The organism is Streptomyces coacervatus, from assembly GCF_029223485.1.
In the GTDB taxonomy this organism is placed as follows: domain Bacteria; phylum Actinomycetota; class Actinomycetes; order Streptomycetales; family Streptomycetaceae; genus Streptomyces; species Streptomyces coacervatus.
Map to the genome: position 1 here is coordinate 358,343 of NZ_JARHTP010000008.1, position 16,315 is coordinate 374,657.

At 71.2% G+C, this 16,315-nt stretch carries 16 protein-coding genes; 14 read left to right on the forward strand and 2 right to left on the reverse strand.

Features of this window, described 5'->3' with window-relative positions; translation table 11 throughout:
- Positions 1 to 176 precede the first annotated feature (176 nt).
- The 4 genes from P2Q00_RS21950 (at position 177) to P2Q00_RS21965 (ending at position 2,516) form a co-directional block, all read left to right on the forward strand.
- A complete protein-coding gene (locus P2Q00_RS21950) occupies positions 177 to 776 on the forward strand; it encodes a 1,2-dihydroxy-3-keto-5-methylthiopentene dioxygenase (protein WP_275774326.1) in 600 nt (199 codons plus the stop codon).
- Positions 773 to 1,492 carry an acireductone synthase gene (gene mtnC, locus P2Q00_RS21955; protein WP_275774327.1) on the forward strand — a complete coding sequence of 240 codons (720 nt, stop codon included), beginning with the start codon at positions 773 to 775 and terminating at the stop codon, positions 1,490 to 1,492. Before P2Q00_RS21950 ends, mtnC begins: the two co-directional genes overlap by 4 nt.
- Positions 1,489 to 2,097: a methylthioribulose 1-phosphate dehydratase gene (gene mtnB, locus P2Q00_RS21960; protein ID WP_275774328.1), complete on the forward strand. Its 609-nt coding sequence runs from the start codon at positions 1,489 to 1,491 to the stop codon at positions 2,095 to 2,097. The genes mtnC and mtnB overlap by 4 nt, the downstream gene beginning before the upstream one ends.
- 245 nt (positions 2,098 to 2,342) lie before the next feature.
- Positions 2,343 to 2,516, forward strand: coding sequence for a hypothetical protein (locus P2Q00_RS21965; RefSeq protein ID WP_275774329.1), 174 nt, complete (start codon positions 2,343 to 2,345; stop codon positions 2,514 to 2,516).
- 44 nt (positions 2,517 to 2,560) lie between these two features.
- On the opposite strand, the gene mtnA is transcribed toward P2Q00_RS21965, so the two are convergent.
- Positions 2,561 to 3,592, reverse strand: coding sequence for an S-methyl-5-thioribose-1-phosphate isomerase (mtnA, locus tag P2Q00_RS21970; RefSeq protein WP_275774330.1), 1,032 nt, complete (start codon positions 3,590 to 3,592; stop codon positions 2,561 to 2,563).
- Between the two features lie 325 nt (positions 3,593 to 3,917).
- Between mtnA and P2Q00_RS21975 the strand changes: the two genes are divergently transcribed.
- The 10 genes from P2Q00_RS21975 (at position 3,918) to P2Q00_RS22020 (ending at position 14,897) form a co-directional block, all read left to right on the forward strand.
- The gene (locus tag P2Q00_RS21975) at positions 3,918 to 4,970 is read left to right on the forward strand and encodes a BMP family ABC transporter substrate-binding protein (RefSeq protein WP_275774331.1); all 1,053 of its coding nucleotides are present in this window, start codon (positions 3,918 to 3,920) and stop codon (positions 4,968 to 4,970) included.
- Positions 4,951 to 6,480, forward strand: a complete 1,530-nt coding sequence (locus P2Q00_RS21980) for an ABC transporter ATP-binding protein (protein ID WP_275774332.1) — start codon at positions 4,951 to 4,953, stop codon at positions 6,478 to 6,480. The genes P2Q00_RS21975 and P2Q00_RS21980 overlap by 20 nt, the downstream gene beginning before the upstream one ends.
- A gap of 1 nt (position 6,481) precedes the next feature.
- The gene (locus P2Q00_RS21985) at positions 6,482 to 7,522 is read left to right on the forward strand and encodes an ABC transporter permease (protein WP_275774333.1); all 1,041 of its coding nucleotides are present in this window, start codon (positions 6,482 to 6,484) and stop codon (positions 7,520 to 7,522) included.
- Positions 7,522 to 8,388 carry an ABC transporter permease gene (locus tag P2Q00_RS21990; protein WP_275774334.1) on the forward strand — a complete coding sequence of 289 codons (867 nt, stop codon included), beginning with the start codon at positions 7,522 to 7,524 and terminating at the stop codon, positions 8,386 to 8,388. The genes P2Q00_RS21985 and P2Q00_RS21990 overlap by 1 nt, the downstream gene beginning before the upstream one ends.
- Positions 8,385 to 9,137 (forward strand): nucleoside phosphorylase, encoded by a 753-nt coding sequence (locus P2Q00_RS21995; protein WP_275774335.1) that lies wholly within the window; start codon positions 8,385 to 8,387, stop codon positions 9,135 to 9,137. Before P2Q00_RS21990 ends, P2Q00_RS21995 begins: the two co-directional genes overlap by 4 nt.
- The gene (locus tag P2Q00_RS22000; protein WP_275774336.1) at positions 9,134 to 10,435 is read left to right on the forward strand and encodes an amidohydrolase; all 1,302 of its coding nucleotides are present in this window, start codon (positions 9,134 to 9,136) and stop codon (positions 10,433 to 10,435) included. The genes P2Q00_RS21995 and P2Q00_RS22000 overlap by 4 nt, the downstream gene beginning before the upstream one ends.
- A gap of 93 nt (positions 10,436 to 10,528) precedes the next feature.
- Entirely contained in the window at positions 10,529 to 11,200 is a 672-nt protein-coding gene (locus tag P2Q00_RS22005) for a FadR/GntR family transcriptional regulator (protein ID WP_275774337.1), read from the forward strand.
- Positions 11,201 to 11,340: 140 nt separating this feature from the next.
- Positions 11,341 to 12,321: a PAC2 family protein gene (locus tag P2Q00_RS22010; RefSeq protein ID WP_275774338.1), complete on the forward strand. Its 981-nt coding sequence runs from the start codon at positions 11,341 to 11,343 to the stop codon at positions 12,319 to 12,321.
- 256 nt (positions 12,322 to 12,577) lie between these two features.
- Positions 12,578 to 14,299 carry a S8 family peptidase gene (locus P2Q00_RS22015; RefSeq protein ID WP_275774339.1) on the forward strand — a complete coding sequence of 574 codons (1,722 nt, stop codon included), beginning with the start codon at positions 12,578 to 12,580 and terminating at the stop codon, positions 14,297 to 14,299.
- 34 nt (positions 14,300 to 14,333) lie between these two features.
- Positions 14,334 to 14,897 carry a hypothetical protein gene (locus tag P2Q00_RS22020; protein ID WP_275774340.1) on the forward strand — a complete coding sequence of 188 codons (564 nt, stop codon included), beginning with the start codon at positions 14,334 to 14,336 and terminating at the stop codon, positions 14,895 to 14,897.
- 107 nt (positions 14,898 to 15,004) lie between these two features.
- Here the strand turns inward: P2Q00_RS22020 and mshC are convergent, their stop codons facing one another.
- Positions 15,005 to 16,234, reverse strand: coding sequence for a cysteine--1-D-myo-inosityl 2-amino-2-deoxy-alpha-D-glucopyranoside ligase (gene mshC, locus P2Q00_RS22025; RefSeq protein ID WP_275774341.1), 1,230 nt, complete (start codon positions 16,232 to 16,234; stop codon positions 15,005 to 15,007).
- Between the last annotated feature and the right edge of the window lie 81 nt (positions 16,235 to 16,315).

Consider the following 16,315-nt stretch of genomic DNA (forward strand, 5'->3'; position numbering starts at 1 on the left):
GGTTTCTCAATTACTGAGACAACGACTACGTCACACCTGGTGACGGCGTTCCCCGGAGTTACGATCACGGGACCGGCACCCGACCCGGCACAGTGAGGCCCCACCCTTCCCTCCTCGTCCGTCCGGTGCTTGTCTCGGTATTCGGACATCCCTTCCAGCCTCCTGGAGTTGCAGCCATGACCCTGTTGACGACCTGGTCCGAGTCCGGCCCCCAGACCCTCGTGCGCCGCACCGCGGACCCCGCCGAGATCGCCGAGGCGCTGAAGCCGCTGGGGGTGCGCTACGAGCAGTGGCCGATCCGCGAGGACGTCCCCTTCGACGCCGACAGTGAGACTGTCTTCGCCGCCTACGGCCCGGAGATCGACAAGCTGAACGCCGAGGAGGGCTTCACCACGGTCGACGTACTGGGCCTGCACCCCAGTGACGACCCGGAGTTCCCGGCGAAGGCGAAGGCCGCGCGCGCGAAGTTCCTGCAGGAGCACACCCACGACGACGATGACGAGGTCCGCTTCTTCGTCTCCGGATCCGGCATCTTCTATCTGCATGTGAGCGGTGAAGTCCACGCAGTCTTCTGCGAGAAGGGCGACCTGCTGGGCGTGCCGCGCGGCACCACGCACTGGTTCGACATGGGCACGAAGCCGTCGTTCACCGCGATCCGGTTCTTCCACGAGGAGGACGGCTGGATCGGGAACTTCACCGGGTCGACCATTGCCTCGCGGTTCCCGGACTACGACACGATCGCGGCCGGCTACGCGGCGGACAAGGGTGCGGTGTGACCTTGCACTACGACGTGGACGCCGTGGTCCTCGACATCGAGGGCACCACGAGCGCCACGGGTTTTGTCGTCGACGTCCTGTACCCGTACTCCCGTTCCCGTTTCGGCGCCCTGCTCTCGGAGCGGAGCGACGACCCGGACGTGGCGCGGGCGGTCGCGCAGGTGCGGGAGGAGATCGGCGAACCCGACGCAGACGACGTCCGCATCGAGAAGGCTCTCAACGCCTGGCTGGATGAGGACCGCAAGGCGACACCGCTGAAGACCCTCCAGGGCGTCATCTGGTCGGAGGGCTTCGCGCGCGGCGACCTCGTCTCGCACTTCTACGACGACGTCGTACCGGCGCTGCGGGCGTGGCACGCGGCGGGCGTACGGCTGTACGTCTACTCGTCCGGGTCGGTGGCGGCGCAGCGCGCGTGGTTCGCATCGAGCCCGGAGGGCGATCTGCTGCCGCTGGTCTCGGGGTTGTACGACACGGAGAACGCGGGGGCCAAGCAGGAACCGGAGTCGTACGGCCGTATCGCCGAGGCGACCGGCTTCGCGCCGGAGCGTCTCCTCTTCCTCTCCGACCGGCCCGGCGAGCTGGACGCGGCCCGTGCGGCGGGCTGGCAGGCGGTCGGGATCCGGCGGCCCGGGGAGCCGTACTACGAGCAGGGTGTCGGCGACCACGCGCAGGCGGGGACGTTCGACGAGATCACCGTTTCAAGGAGCACCACGTGAGCGCCGACATCACCGCACTCGACCTGGAGGAGGCGGGGGCGCATCTCGCCGCCGAGTCCGCGCGTTTCGCGTCCTTCGGCTGGATGCGCGGCACGTCCGGGAACCTGTCCGTGGTCCTGTCCCGCGATCCGCTGCGGCTCGCGGTCACCGCCAGCGGTCACGACAAGGGCGAACTGACGCCTGCGGATGTGGTGCTGGTGGACGGCAAGGGGGCCGCCGTGAACGGGGGCAGGCCGTCCGCGGAGGCCGAGTTGCACGCGCGCGTGGCCGCGCTGACCGGTGCCGGTGCCGTGGTGCACGTGCACACGGTCGCGTCCGTCGCCATGGGGCGGCGGGAGCCGGGCGGCATCGTGTTCAGGGATCTGGAGATGCTGAAGGGGGTCGGGCAGCCGGCCCATGACGTCGAGGTGACGCTGCCCGTCATCGCCAACAGCCAGGACATGACGGTCCTCGGGGACCGGCTGGAGGCGGCTCGCAATCCCCGGATGCCGGCCGTCGTGGTCGCCGGTCACGGGCTGTACGTGTGGGGCGCGGATCCGCGTCAGGCCCGGCACCACACGGAAGTCGTGGAGTGGCTGCTGGAGTTGGAGCTGTCGCCGCGCTGACGGCACATCAGGGTGACGTTCAAGGCGGCCCCACCGCAGGTGTGGGGCCGCCTCTTCTGTCTCTCTGTCTCTCCGTCAGAAGATCTGCTGAGGGCGCGCTGCTGACGTGCGGTGCGAGCCTCGCCCAGATCGCTTCCAGAGCAGGGCGGGCGGCCTCGACGACCTGCTGCGGACCCAAGGTGGTGGTCACGAGCATCAGCTCCGCCCGGCGATGCGCGTAGGCGGTGGCGTCGTGGGAGGCCCTGTTGGAGCCGCTCGTGGGAGCCGGCCGGGTGGCGGACCTGCTGGCGGCCGGACTGCCCGGGATCGGCGCCACGGGGTCGGTCGAGCCGGCGCAGATCAACGGCTGCCCGGCGCTGCTCGTGCGGATCGGCGGGGAGCTGTCGCGGGTCGAGCGGGAGACCGCCGTGAGCCGCTGATCCCGGAAGGCCGCGTCGGCGGCTCAAATGGACGGGTCGCCGGCCTACTTCAGGTAATCGGCGGGCAGTTGACCGGACGCCACTTCCAGCACCCCGCGCTCGGTGACCAGCCCCGTGACCAGCCGCCCGGGCGTGACGTCGAACGCCGGGTTGTGGCCGCGCGACTCGGCGGGCGCCGCCCGTACCCCGCCCCACTCCAACACCTCGGCCTCGCCGCGGAGTTCGATGTGGATGTCGTCGCCGGTCTTGGTGGCCAGGTCGACCGTGGTGGTGGGCGCCGCCACCAGGAACGGGATCCCCGCATCCGCGCAGGCCAGGGCGACGCCCACGGTGCCGACCTTGTTGGCGGTGTCGCCGTTCGCTGCGATGCGGTCCGCGCCGACGATCGCAGCGTCGACCTCGCCGCGCAGGATGGTGCCCGCCGCCGCGCCGTCGGCCTGGACGTAGTGCGGGATGCCCTCCTGGACCAACTCCCAGGCGGTCAGGCGGGATCCCTGCAGCAGGGGGCGCGTCTCGTCGGCGTAGACGACCTCCAGGCGGCCGCGCGCGTGCAGTTCGCGGACGACGCCGAGAGCGGTGCCCCAGCCGGCCGTCGCCAGCGCGCCCGTGTTGCAGTGCGTGAGGATGCGCAACGGCCGCTCCACGCCGACCTGTTCGAGCAGCCAGTCGGCGCCGTACGCACCCATCGCGCGGTTGCCCTCGACATCCTCGCGCTGGACGGCGGCGGCCTCCTCCAGCACCGCTTCGAGGCCTTCGGGCAGGCGTGCCGCGACCCGGTCGACGCCGACCATGAGGTTGACGGCCGTGGGACGGGCTTCACGAATGCGGGAGATCGCCCGGAGGATCTCACCGTCGGTCCAGTCCTCCCGCTCCCCCTGCAGCAACGCGAGCGCGACGCCGTACGCGCCCGCCGCCCCGATCGCGGGCGCGCCGCGCACCACGAGGCGCTGGATCGCGTCGACGAGAGTGTCCACATCCTGGACATGCATCGTCTCGGTGCGGTGCGGGAGCAGGGTCTGGTCGATCAGCGCGAGGCCGGTTCCGGTCCAGTGGACGGCGCGCAGTTCATGGGACATGGCGGACACTCCTGCAGTTCCTGGGGGGTCTCGTCACGGTACATGACCTTGAAGAACCACAGTTCGAGACGGCCGCGCGGGTGTCCGAATGTCCGGTGTACAGTCCACCCACCCGCAGCCCACCAGTCGAGACGAGGGAGGACGAGTGCTGCTCACCAGGCGCCGTTTCCTCGACTTCGGCCGGTGCGCCGGCGACGGCTGTCGACTCTGAGTCGCACCCCGAGCCGCTGAGCCGCCCCCACCTCAGCCCTGGCCCCGTCGCCCGCCCTCACCCTTGCCCGCTCACCGTCGAGCGCTCCTTGCCGCATCCCCGGAAGGTCCCCCGATGCACCGCAGATCCCGCCGTACCCTCCAACTCGCCGCCGCCACCGCGCTCCTGGTCAGCGCGGCCACGGCGTGCAACGCCGCCGCGAAGAACGACGCCTCCGCCAGTGCGAGCGGCGGCAGCGGCAAGTCCTTCACGCTGGTCACGCCAGATGCCGTCGGGCAGAACGAGTTCCTGAAGCTCGCGGTCACCGGTGTCAAGGCCGCGGCCAAGCAGCACGACGGGTCGCAGAAGGTGTACGAGTCGACGGACACCGCCTCGCAGCAGCAGAACGTGCAGGCCGCCGTGGAGGCGAAGCCGGACGTCATCGTGCTGGTCGGCTTCGAGTTCGCCGACCTGGTGGCGCAGCAGGCCGAGGCGCACCCGAAGCAGCAGTTCCTGATGATCGACGCGTGCACGACGAAGACGTACAAGAACGTCAGTTGCGCGGTCTTCCGCGAGCACGAGGGCGTCTTCCTGGCGGGTGCCGAGGCCGGCCTGCTGAGCAGGTCCGGCAAGGTCGGTGCGGTCGACGTCCTCGACACGCCCCAGTTCCGGCGCTACAGCGACCCGTTCGCGGCCGGCGCCAAGAAGGTCGCCGCCAAGACGCAGACCTCCACCCGCTTCGTCGGCGGCCAGTCCCCCTTCGACGACTCGGCGCGCGCCAAGGAGCAGGCGAACTCACTGCTGTCCAAGGGCTACGACCAGATCATGGCGGCGGCCGCGGCCGGCAACTACGGCGTCTTCGAGGCCGCCAAGGCCAAGGGCGCGTTCGCGTACGGCGTCGACGTCAACCAGTGCCCCTCGTCGCCCGGCACGGTCGTCGACAACGTGATCAAGCGCACGGACGTAGCCGTGGAGAAGGGCATCGAGGCGGTCCTCGGCGGCAAGGCGGGCACGACCGTCTCGTACGGCCTGAAGGAGGGCGGCATCAGCCTGACCGGCCTGGAGTCCGGCGTCGACGCCTCGAAGTGCGTGATCGCCGACCACAAGGACGTGCTGAAGCAGGTCGAGGCGCTGCGCGACCAGATCGTGTCCGGGAAGCTGACGGTCGATGACCCCGCCGCAGGCTGACACCGACGGCGTCGCGGTCGAGCTCCGGGGAATCACCAAGCGGTTCCCCGGCACGCTCGCCAACGACTCCGTCGACCTGACCGTCCGCCGCGGCGAGATCCACGCCCTGATGGGCGAGAACGGCGCGGGCAAGTCCACGCTCATGTCGGTCCTCTACGGCATGGAGCGCGCCGACGCGGGCTCGATCCGCATCGACGGGCGTGAGGTGAGCTTCGCCAGCCCCTCCGACGCCATGGCCGCCGGGCTCGGCATGGTCCACCAGAGCTTCAAGCTGTTCGACTCGCTCACGGTCGCCGAGAACGTCGTGTACGCCGCCGAACCGCGCCGCTTCGGACTGGTCGACCGGGCCGCGGCCCGCCGCCGGGTGCGCGAACTCGCCGAGGAACACGGCCTCGCGGTCGATCCGGACGCCCGGGTCGGTGAACTGCCGGTCGGTCTGCGGCAGCGCGTGGAGATCCTGAAGCTGCTGCACCGCGGCGCCCGTACGCTCATCCTCGACGAGCCGACCGCCGTGCTCACGCCCGCCGAGGCGGACGCCCTGTTCGCGGTGCTCAAGTCCCTTGCCTCACAAGGCCGTTCGGTCGTCCTCGTCACGCACAAGCTGCGCGAGGTCCTGGCGGGCAGCGACAACGTGACCGTCCTGCGGGACGGCCGGGTGGTGGCCCGGCTGGTCACTGCCCAGACATCCGCCGAGGAGATCGCCGCCGCGATGACCGGCCGCGCGGTCGAGCTGGACCGCATCCACGCGCCGGGCACGCCGGGCGATGTCGTCCTCGACGTCTCCGGTCTGAGCACCGACGCCGTGCACGACGTCGAACTCGCCGTGCGGGCAGGGGAGATCGTCGGGATCGCGGGGGTCGCCGGCAACGGACAGAGCGAACTGGTCGAGGCGCTGGCCGGGCTGCGGCCGGTCACGGCCGGGCGGGTGTCGCTGAAGAGCCAGGACATCACCCATGCGTCGGCCACCGAACGCCGGGCGAAGGGGCTGGCGTACGTCCCCGAGGACCGTCACGCGGTCGGTACGGCCCCTGCGGCGTCCGTCGCGGACAACCTCGCGATGGGCCACCACCGTACGAGCCTGTCGTCCCGCGGCCTGCTCCCGCCCGCGGCCGTCCGCGCCCACGCACGCAGGCTCGTCGAGCGCTTCGGCATCAAGGCGTCCACGCCCGAGGTGCCCGCCTCCGCGCTCTCCGGCGGCAATCTGCAGAAACTGCTGATCGGCCGCGAACTCGCCCATGACGCACCGCTGTTGCTCGTCGAGCAGCCCACGCGCGGTGTCGACATCGGCGCCATCCAGAACATCCACGACCAGCTGATCGCCTACCGCGACGCCGGTCACGCGGTCCTGCTCGTCTCGGCCGAGCTGAGCGAGATCCGGGGGCTCGCGGACCGGGTGCTGGTGATGTACGAGGGCCGGGTCACGGCGTCGTACACCAAGGACGAGGCCGACGAACGGATCCTGGGCCTGGCCATGGCGGGCGCGCCCGCCCCGGTGGAGGCCGTCGACTGATATGAACCACCGCATACTCGGAGCCCTCCGCTCCCCCATCACCTTCTCCGTCCTCGCCGGCGTCCTCATCGGCGCACTCTTCCTCGTCGGCACCGGCGCGGACCCGGTATCCGCCTACGACGCGGTCCTCACCGGCTCGCTCGGCGCCGACGGCATCGGCTCCACCCTGTCCACCGGCACCAGCGTGCTCGGCATGGCGCTCGCGCTGGCGATCCCGTTGCGCGCCGGGCTGATCAACCTCGGCGGCGACGGGCAGATGGTGCTCGGCGGCATCACGGCTGCCGTGACCGGCCTGTACTCGCCGCTGCCGGCGCCCCTCACCGTCGTGCTGGCGCTGCTCGCAGGCATGGCCGCCGGTGCCGCGTACGCCGTCCTGGCCGCCCTCTGCGAGAACCACCTCGGCGTCCCGCTCCTGGTCAGCAGCCTGCTCCTCAGCTATCCGGCGGTGTCTCTCGCCTCCTACCTGGCGCGCTACCCGCTCAAGGACCCCGGCTCCAGCCTCCCGCAGACCCGCGCGCTGCCGGACGGGGTGGCGCTGCCCGCGTTCGGCGACTCGACGGTGACGGTGGGCCTCGTCCTCGTCGTGCTCGCGGCGGCGGCGTACTGGTTCACGGACCGGCGCACCGCCTTCGGGTACGAGATCCGTATGACAGGTCTCAACGCCCGCTTCGCCGCGTACGCGGGCGTCGAACGCCAGGGCCTGACCCTGAAGTTGATGTCCGTGTCCGGTGCGCTCGCCGGACTGGTCGGCGCCGTGGGGGTGTTGAGTTTCCCATACCGCTTCGTCGACGGCTCGCTCACCGCACCCGGCTACACCTGGACGGGGCTGACGGCCGCGCTGCTCGCGTTCGCGGCGCCGCTCGGCACGGTGATCGCGTCGTTCTTCTTCGCCGTCCTCCAGGTCGGCGGGCTCGCGATGGAGCGGACGACCGAGGTGCCGCGTGAGCTGACCCAGGTGCTGCAGGCCGTGGTGATCGTGTTCCTGGCGGCCCGGCTGCGCTTCCCCAGCCGGTGGTTCGACCGTCACAAGGAGGCGGTGTGATGTTCTTCGACTCCGATCTCCTGATGTCGGCGCTGCGCGCGCTGACCCCGATCCTGCTGGCCGCGCTCGGTGGAGCGATCTGCGAGCGGGCGGGCGTGTTCAACATCGGCCTCGAAGGCATGATGCTGCTGGGCTGCTTCACCTCGGTGGCCACCAGCTGGTTCACCGGCAGCCCCTGGCTGGGCGTGCTGGCGGCGGCCCTCGCCGCGGCCGCGTACTCGCTGATCCTGGCCGTCGGAGCCGTGACCCTGCGCGGGGACGCGGTGGTGCTGGGAATCGCCATGAACCTCCTGGCAGTCGGCCTGACGAGCTTCCTGCTCCGTACGGTCTTCGGTGTGCAGGGCACTTTCGACGACCCGTCACTTGCCGGGCTGCCGCTGGTCGGCGGCTTCACTCCGCTCGCGTATCTGGCGTGGCTGGCGGTGGCGGTGGCCGCGGTGCTGCTGTCCCGGCATGTGTGGGGCCTCAGGCTGCGCGGGGTCGGTGAAGCGCCGGACGCGGCAGCGACGCTCGGCGTGAGCCCGGCGAAGTACAAGTACGCGGCGGTGCTCGTCTCGGGCGTGCTGTGCGGTCTCGCCGGCGCCCAACTCGCCCTGGGGAACGTCACGTTGTTCTCCGAGAACATGACGGCCGGCCGCGGCTGGATCGCCGTGGTGGCGGTCATGCTCGGGCGTGCCGCCCCCGTCGGCGTGCTGCTCGCCGCACTGCTCTTCGGCCTCGCCGAGGCGGCCGGTTTCCGTCTCCAGGGCCTCGGCCTGCCGCAGCAGGCGACCGACGCCGCGCCGTACGTCGTCACGCTCGGCGCCCTCTTCCTCACGACGGCCCGCCGTCGCCGTACCCGCCCCTCTCCCGGAGCCGCCTCATGACGCAGGACCTGCTGCCCGTCACCCGGATACCGCGCACAGGCCTGCCGGCGCACGCGATAGTCGTCGGCGACCCGGCGCGCGCGGCCGCCGTCGCCGCGTTGCTGGACGGTGCCGAAGAGGTGTCGTACCACCGCGAATACCGTGTGTTCAGCGGGAGTTGGAAGGGACTGCCGGTCGCCGTCGCCTCGCACGGGGTGGGCGGGCCGGGCGCGATCCTGCTGTTCCAGGAGCTCGCCGAAGCGGGCGTGCGGGTGTTCCTGCGGTTCGGTACGGCGGGTGCGATGAAGCCGGGCATCGGCGACGGCGACCTCGTCATCGCGGAGGCGGCCGTACGCGACGACGGCGTCACGCACCAGCTGCTGCCGCCCGAGTATCCGGCGGTCTCCTCGCCCGAGGCCGTCCTCGCACTGCAGCGGGCGGCCCGCGAGGCCCGGGTCCCGCACCACCGCGGGATCGTGTGGACACGGGCGGCCTTCCAGCCGGGACTCATTCCGCTCTTCTCCTACGACGGTGCCGGGCTCGCCGCCATCGAGATGGAGCTGTCCGCGCTGCTGGTGACGGCCTCGCTGCGCGGGCTCGTCGCCGGCGGGGTGCTCGTCGTCGACGGCGCGAATGCGGACGAGCTCGTCGACGAGGAGAGCACCGGCGGGTACAACCCGCATCGGGACGTCGTCGCGGCGGGTGTCGAGCGGGGCGCGGTGGTGTCCCTGGAGGCGCTGCGGCTGCTGGCCGAGGAGTTCCGGGCGTGAGCGTCGACCTGTTGGTGCACGGCGGTGACGTACTGACCGTCGACGAGGCCGGAACCGTCGTACGGGACGGGGCAGTTGCCGTCCATGAGGGCGAGATCGTCGCCGTCGGAACGGCCGAGGAGCTGAATGCGCGGTTCACAGCCACCGAGTCCATTGACGCCGCGGGCTGTCTCGTCCTGCCCGGCCTCGTCAACACGCACACGCACCTCGCGATGACCCTGCTGCGCGGCCGCGCCGACGACGTCACTCTCCAGGGCTTCCTGGAGCGGGTGCTCAAGTGGGAGGCCGAGCTGCTGGCGCCGAAGAACGTGGCAGCGGCGGTCCGGCTGGCGGTCGCCGAGAGCATACGGGCGGGAGTCACCTCCGCGCTCGACATGTACTGGTTCCACGAGGCGGCAGAGCAGGCGGCCCGCGAGGCGGGCTGGCGGCTGCACAGCGGCCCCACCTTCATGGACGTGCCCGACCCGGCCGACGGCATCGCCCACGAGGACCGGCTGGACTGGGCCCGCCGGGATCTGGAGGCCCGCGGCACGGCACGCCCCGGCCACCGCCCCGTCCTCTTCGCGCACTCCACCTACACCCTCTCCCCCGGCCGGCTCATCGAAATCGCTGCCCTGGCCCGGGAGTTCGGGGCCCTGCTGCACATCCATGCCGCCGAGAACGCCACCGAGGTCGCCACCGTCGAGGTGCGGCACGGAAAGCGGCCGGTCGAACTGCTCGACTCCCTCGGCGTGCTGGGGCCCGACGTGCTGCTGGCGCACGCCGTCGACCTCACCGGGCCCGAGATCGCGGCGCTGAGCCGCACCGGCACCTCGGTCGCGCACTGCCCCGTCTCGAACCTCAAGTTGGGCTGCGGCATCGCTCCAGTGCCGCGGCTGCTGAGCGCCGGGGTGACCGTCGGGCTCGGCACGGACGGCGCCGTCAGCTCCAACACGCTGGACATGCTGGGGGCGGTGCGGCAGGCGGCCCTGGTGCACAAGGCGGGCGGCGACCCCACCGCGGTCGGCGCCGAACAGGCCGTACGCATGGCGACGATCGAGGGCGCGCGGGCGCTGGGGCTCGGGGAGCAGCTGGGCTCGCTGGAGGCGGGCAAGCGGGCCGATCTGATCGTGCTCGACCTGGGCGCCGCGCATCTGCGGCCGCTGCACGATCCGTGGTCGACACTCGCGTACGCCGCGCACTCCGCGGACGTACGGGACACCGTGGTCGACGGGCGGGTGCTGATGCGGGAGCGGGTGCTGCAAACCCTCGACGAGGCCGCTGTGGTCGCCGACCTGGAGATACTCGCCCTGAGCTGAACATTCACCGTCCCGTTCAGCCCACTGAACCCCCATAATGGCCTGAGACATCGGATGTCTGAACGACAGGTCTGAACGACAGGGAGGCCGGCCATGGCAGTCACCGACGAGGCGATCGAAAAAATCAAGGGAATGATCGTCTCCGGCGCACTGCGCCCCGGCGACCGGTTGCCCAAGGAGAGCGAACTGGCCGCCGAGCTCGGGCTGTCCCGCAACTCCCTGCGGGAGGCGGTGCGCGCCCTGTCGCTGATCCGGATCCTGGACGTGCGGCAGGGCGACGGCACGTATGTGACCAGCCTCGACCCCCAGCTGCTCCTGGAGGCGCTGAGCTTCGTCGTCGACTTCCACCGCGACGACACGGTGCTGGAGTTCCTGGCGGTGCGCCGCATCCTGGAGCCGGCCGCCACCGCGATGGCCGCCGCCAGGATCAGCGAGCAGCAACTGGACGCGCTGTCGGCCCAGTTGGAGAAGCTCGGCCAGGCGCCGTCGGTGGAGGAGCTCGTCGCCTGTGACCTCGACTTCCACCGGGGCATCGTGCAGAGCTCCGGGAACTCGGTGCTCTGCTCGCTGCTGGACGGCCTGTCGGGGCCGACCACCCGGGCCCGTATCTGGCGCGGCCTGACCCAGGAGGACGCCGTCAGCCGCACCCTGCACGAGCACCGGGCGATCCTGGCCGCCCTGCGCGACCGGGACGCGGAGGCCGCGCGGTCCTGGGCGACGGTGCACATCGCGAGCGTGGAGCAGTGGCTTCGCTCCACGCTGTGAGGCGCACAGGGCGGGGTGTTCCGGGGCGGCGTTCGGGGCAGTGATCCGTTCACTCCCCCGTGCAAGGGGGCTGCGGGCGCCCCCGCGGAACGCCGTAAGGTTGGGTGGTCAAGCGGAGGGCACGTCGGAAGGAGGCCTGGGTGATCGAGCTCGAGGGGGTTCCCGAGCTGATCGACCCGGTCATGGTGGCCGCGTTCGAGGGCTGGAACGATGCCGGCGACGCCGCCTCCACCGCGGTCGCGCATCTGGACAGGGAGTGGAAGGGCGAGGTGTTCGCGGCGCTGGACGCCGAGGACTACTACGACTTCCAGGTGAACCGCCCCACGGTGTGGATGGACGGCGGCGTGCGCAAGATCACGTGGCCGACGACAAGGCTGTCGGTGGTGCGGGTCGGCGGCGAGAAGCCGCGCGACCTGGTACTCGTCCGAGGCATCGAACCGTCGATGCGGTGGCGCTCGTTCTGCAACGAGCTGCTGGGCTTCGCGCACGAGCTGGGTGTGGAGCTGGTGGTCGTGCTGGGCGCCCTGCTGGGCGACACCCCGCACACCCGGCCGGTCCCGATCAGCGGCACCACGTCCGACTCGGACCTGGCGCAGCGCATGGACCTGGAGGAGACCAAGTACGAGGGGCCGACGGGCATCGTCGGGGTGCTGCAGGAGGCCTGCACGCACGCGGGCGTCCCCGCCGTCTCGCTATGGGCGGCGGTGCCGCACTACGTGTCGCAGCCGCCGAATCCGAAGGCGACGCTGGCCCTGCTCAACCGCCTGGAGGACCTGATCGACGTGCGCATCCCGCTGGGCGAGCTGCCCGAGGACGCGCGCGCCTGGCAGGTGGGCGTGGACCAGCTGGCCGCCGAGGACAGCGAGGTCGCGGAGTACGTCCAGTCGCTGGAGGAGGCGCGGGACACCGCGGAGCTGCCGGAGGCGTCGGGCGAGGCGATCGCCCGCGAGTTCGAGCGGTATCTGCGGCGCCGGGACGGCGGAGGTCCGTCGAGCGGCGGGCACGCCACCGCGGACGGCAGCGACAGCACGTCGTACCTGCGGGACAACCCCAGCGGCCGTACGAAACCGCCGAAGCCACCCAAGGCGGGGACCGACGACGAGGAGTCGTCGGAGGAATAGCCGGTTCGACCGGGTGAGGGCGGTGCGCAGCCTGCGCACCGCCCTCCTTGCGTTCTGTCGCCCCATCCCATGACTGACAACTCAGCAGTCTTTGGCCGGTTTGCTACGTGACATCGGTTTCAGGACGGATTGCACACGCTACCCAATTCAACTTGTTTTCAAACCGAGTTGGTGAAGACGGGGTGGACGCCTCGCCGATCGCGTGGTTGGTTGTGCACCGATGGCGCACCCGCACGGACCGAAGGGAGCGGTACCGATGAGCGACCAGGGACAACCGGCGCAAGGACCGGGAACATCCGGGCCGGGGCCCGACGGAGCGGGATTCACCTATCGAGGAGCCGAGCGGGAACTGATCGTCGTCGCCCGTCCCGAGGCCCGGCTGCGCGCCCAGGCCGAGGGCGTCCGCTCGGCCGCGGGAGCCGACGTCTCCGCTCTCAACATGTTCCTCAGCGATGAACAGCTGGCCCTGGAGCCGCTGTTCGGCAGCGAGGAACGACTGCAGCAGTCCGCCGCCCCCGGCGACGGCAACGTGCCCGACCTCGCGATGTTCTACCGGGTCCGCGGCGGCGAGAGCCGCGCCCAGGAGCTGCGCTCGCGGATCGCCGCGCTGCCGGGCGTCGAGACGGCGTACATCAAACCCGGCGCCGTACCGGCGTCGTTGGCGGAGGAGAGCGGCCGGCTGAAGGAAGGCGCGCCCGTCACGCCCGACTTCAGCAGCCGGCAGGGCTATCTGCGCCCCGCACCCGAGGGGATAGACGCCCACTGGGCATGGCAGCGGCCCGGTGGTTCGGGTCAGGGGGTGACGGTCATCGACGTCGAGGGGGCCTGGCAGTTGGGCCATGAGGACCTGGCCGCCAAGCTGGCCGGCGTCGTGGTCGGCACCCCGCTGACCGATCTCGCCTGGCGCAACCACGGCACCGCCGTGATCGGCGTGATCGGCGGCGACCGCAACGAGTACGGTGTCAACGGCATCGTGCCCGAGGCGGTGACCGCGGCCGCGTCCTTCCAGGGCATCGGCACGGCGGCCGCGATCCATGCGGCGGCCGACCGGCTCGGCCCGGGCGATGTCGTACTGATCGAACTGCACCGCCCCGGACCGCGGTTCGACTACGCCGACCGCGACGACCAGCGCGGCTATGTCGCGATCGAGTGGTGGCCGGACGACTATGCGGCCATCCGGTACGCCACCGCCAAGGGCGTCCTGGTCGTCGAGGCCGCCGGCAACGGCGCCGAGTCGCTGGACGACGCGGTGTACGAGCGCCGCCCGGACGAATTCCCCGAGTGGTGGCGCAACCCGTTCAATCCCTCCAACCAGTCCTCCGGTGCCGTTGTGGTCGGCGCGGGCGCACCGCCGCCCGGCACGCACGGCCGCGACCACGGCCCGGACCGGTCGAGGCTCGGCTTCTCCAACTACGGCGCCCGGTTGGACGCCCAGGGCTGGGGCCGCGAGGTCACGACCACCGGCGGCTTCTGGGACAAGCCCGGCGATCTGCAGGGCGGGCCCGAGGAGATCGCCTGGTACACGGACACGTTCTCCGGAACCTCCTCCGCCTCCCCGGTGGTGGTCGGCGCGCTGGCCGCGCTGCAAGGGATGCTCAAGGCGGCAGCCCAGCAGCCGATGTCTCCGGAGAGTGCCCGCGCGGTGCTGCGGGCCACGGGTTCCCCGCAGCAGGACGCGCCGGGCCGGCCCGCTTCCCAGCGGATCGGCAACCGGCCCGACATCAAGGCGGCGGTCACCCATCTGCTGCCGCAGGCGGTCGGCTCGGGCCAGGCCGAACGGTACTGGGACGAGCTGCTGCCGTACCCCCGTGAACTTCCGCCCAGGCTCAGGCTGTTCGTGGCCGGCGCCTGGCGGAACCTGAACCGCCCGTCCCCTGAGGTCCGCCAGGCGGTGCACTCCGCCTTCGCGGGGGGACGGCCCGACGTCCGAGTGTGGTTCTCGGACGACGAAATCGTCGGCCTGGTCGTCACGGGCTGACAAATCCCAACCATCAAGGGAAGGTGACACCCGCATGAGCACCACCCCGCAGATGAGCCACCTGGGACAACAGCAAGGCCAGCAGTTCCCGAGCACATCCCCCTACCAGCAGTACCAGCAGCAGCCGTTCGGGCAGCAGCAGGGCTACGCCCAGCAGCCGTACGGCCTGCAGCAGCCCATGGGTATGGCCGGCTCGCTGGAGCAGCTCCAGCAGCTCGGCCAGCAGCAGCCCTTCCAGCACCTGCTCCAGCAGCTCGGCCAGCAGCCGATGGGGCAGCAGCAACAGGTCGAGCAGCAGGTGCAGCAGCAGCTTCACCAGATCCAGCAGGTCGCCGTGCAGCACGCCCAGCAGCAGGTCCAGGCGCAGGTGCTGCAGGCCGGCATCGCGGACGGCTACATCGACGTCGTCCAGCCGCTTCCGGGCCAGCCCAGCCTGATCGCGCTGCGCATCCAGGGCCAGTTCAGGATCTTCGCCAACCCGAACGCCCAGACCCACGACCAGGTCCAGGAGGCCTTCGCGTTCGGCCACCAGGTCGTCGGCATCTGGGACTCCGGGTCACCGCAGGTCCTGCGCAGCATCCAGGTGCGCAGGATCTGATCCACAGGTCTGATCCACAGGTCTGATCCATAGGGTCCGACCCGCGCCAAGTGACACGAGGGGCGCTTCCTCCATCGAGGAAGCGCCCCTTGCCCGTGCGGTGGTGACTACAGGGCCACGCCCAGCAGAGCGTCCACGGCCCGCGATACGACACCGGGTGCGCCGATGTCCGTACCGCCCTCGGCGTCCTGCTGCACCGCCCAGCGGTCGACCGCGGCGAGCGCGGCCGGGGCGTCCAGGTCGTTCGCGAGGGCTTCGCGCAGCTCTTCGACGAGCGCCTCGGCGGGCGGCCCGTCGGGGCGGGACACGGCGGCGCGCCAGCGCCCGAGGCGGGCCACGGCGTCCTCGAGGACCTGGTCGGTCCACTCCCAGTCGGACCGGTAGTGGTGGGCGAGCAGCGCCAGCCGGATCGCGGCCGGGTCCACCCCGTCGCGCCGCAGCTTGGACACGAAGACCAGATTGCCCTTGGACTTGGACATCTTCTCGCCGTCGAGGGCGACCATGCCGGCGTGCACGTACGCCTTGGCCATGGGGAACTCGCCGGTCAGCACCTGGGCGTGCGAGGCGCCCATCTCGTGGTGCGGGAAGGCGAGGTCGGAGCCGCCGCCCTGGACGTCGAAGCCCATGCCGAGGTGGTCGAGGGCGATGGCGACGCATTCGATGTGCCAGCCGGGCCGGCCAGGGCCGAGCGATGCGCCGTCCCAGCTGGGTTCGCCCTCGCGGGCGGCCATCCACAGCATCGGGTCGAGCGGGTTCTTCTTGCCCGGACGGTCCGGGTCGCCGCCGCGCTCGGCGGACAGCAGCCGCATGGCAGCGGCGTCCAGACCCGAGACCTTGCCGAAGTTGGGGTCGGACTCGACGGAGAAGTAGACGTCGCCGTCGAGCTCGTAGGCGGCGCCCGCGTCCCGCAGCCGCTCGACGAGCGGCACGATCCCGGGTATCGCCTCGACGGCGCCTATGTAGTGCTGCGGGGGCAGCATCCGCAGGGCGGTCATGTCCTCGCGGAACAGGGCGGTCTCCTGCTCGGCGAGGGCGACCCAGTCGATGCCGTCACGGTGCGCCCGCTCCAGCAGCGGGTCGTCCACGTCGGTGACGTTCTGGACGTACTGAACCTGCCGCTTGGTGTCGAGCCACACGCGCTGAACGAGGTCGAACGCGTTGTAGGTCGCCGCGTGACCCATGTGGGTCGCGTCGTACGGCGTGATGCCGCAGACGTAGATACGGGCGACGGGACCGGGGTCGAGAGAGACCAGACCACCGGTCGCGGTGTCGTGGATCCTCAGGTCGCGGCCCTGACCAGGCAGGGCGGGGACCTCGGAAGCGGGCCAGGCATGCATGTCATGAGCCTAACCGGACGGAACTTCCGTATACGAACCGGACCGGGCCGGATGGCCGGTAAGGCGGTCTTGTGCACTCCC

What these genes read in the sequence shown, in the direction of transcription:
- P2Q00_RS22015 (WP_275774339.1), top strand. Translation starts at nt 12,578, where the DNA reads ATGAGCGACCAGGGACAACCGGCGCAAGGACCGGGAACATCCGGGCCG.
- P2Q00_RS21990 (WP_275774334.1), top strand. Translation starts at nt 7,522, where the DNA reads ATGTTCTTCGACTCCGATCTCCTGATGTCGGCGCTGCGCGCGCTGACC.
- P2Q00_RS21995 (WP_275774335.1), top strand. Translation starts at nt 8,385, where the DNA reads ATGACGCAGGACCTGCTGCCCGTCACCCGGATACCGCGCACAGGCCTG.
- P2Q00_RS21975 (WP_275774331.1), top strand. Translation starts at nt 3,918, where the DNA reads ATGCACCGCAGATCCCGCCGTACCCTCCAACTCGCCGCCGCCACCGCG.
- mtnA (WP_275774330.1), bottom strand. Translation starts at nt 3,592, where the DNA reads ATGTCCCATGAACTGCGCGCCGTCCACTGGACCGGAACCGGCCTCGCG.
- P2Q00_RS21985 (WP_275774333.1), top strand. Translation starts at nt 6,482, where the DNA reads ATGAACCACCGCATACTCGGAGCCCTCCGCTCCCCCATCACCTTCTCC.
- P2Q00_RS22020 (WP_275774340.1), top strand. Translation starts at nt 14,334, where the DNA reads ATGAGCACCACCCCGCAGATGAGCCACCTGGGACAACAGCAAGGCCAG.
- P2Q00_RS21950 (WP_275774326.1), top strand. Translation starts at nt 177, where the DNA reads ATGACCCTGTTGACGACCTGGTCCGAGTCCGGCCCCCAGACCCTCGTG.
- P2Q00_RS22005 (WP_275774337.1), top strand. Translation starts at nt 10,529, where the DNA reads ATGGCAGTCACCGACGAGGCGATCGAAAAAATCAAGGGAATGATCGTC.
- mshC (WP_275774341.1), bottom strand. Translation starts at nt 16,234, where the DNA reads ATGCATGCCTGGCCCGCTTCCGAGGTCCCCGCCCTGCCTGGTCAGGGC.
- P2Q00_RS21980 (WP_275774332.1), top strand. Translation starts at nt 4,951, where the DNA reads ATGACCCCGCCGCAGGCTGACACCGACGGCGTCGCGGTCGAGCTCCGG.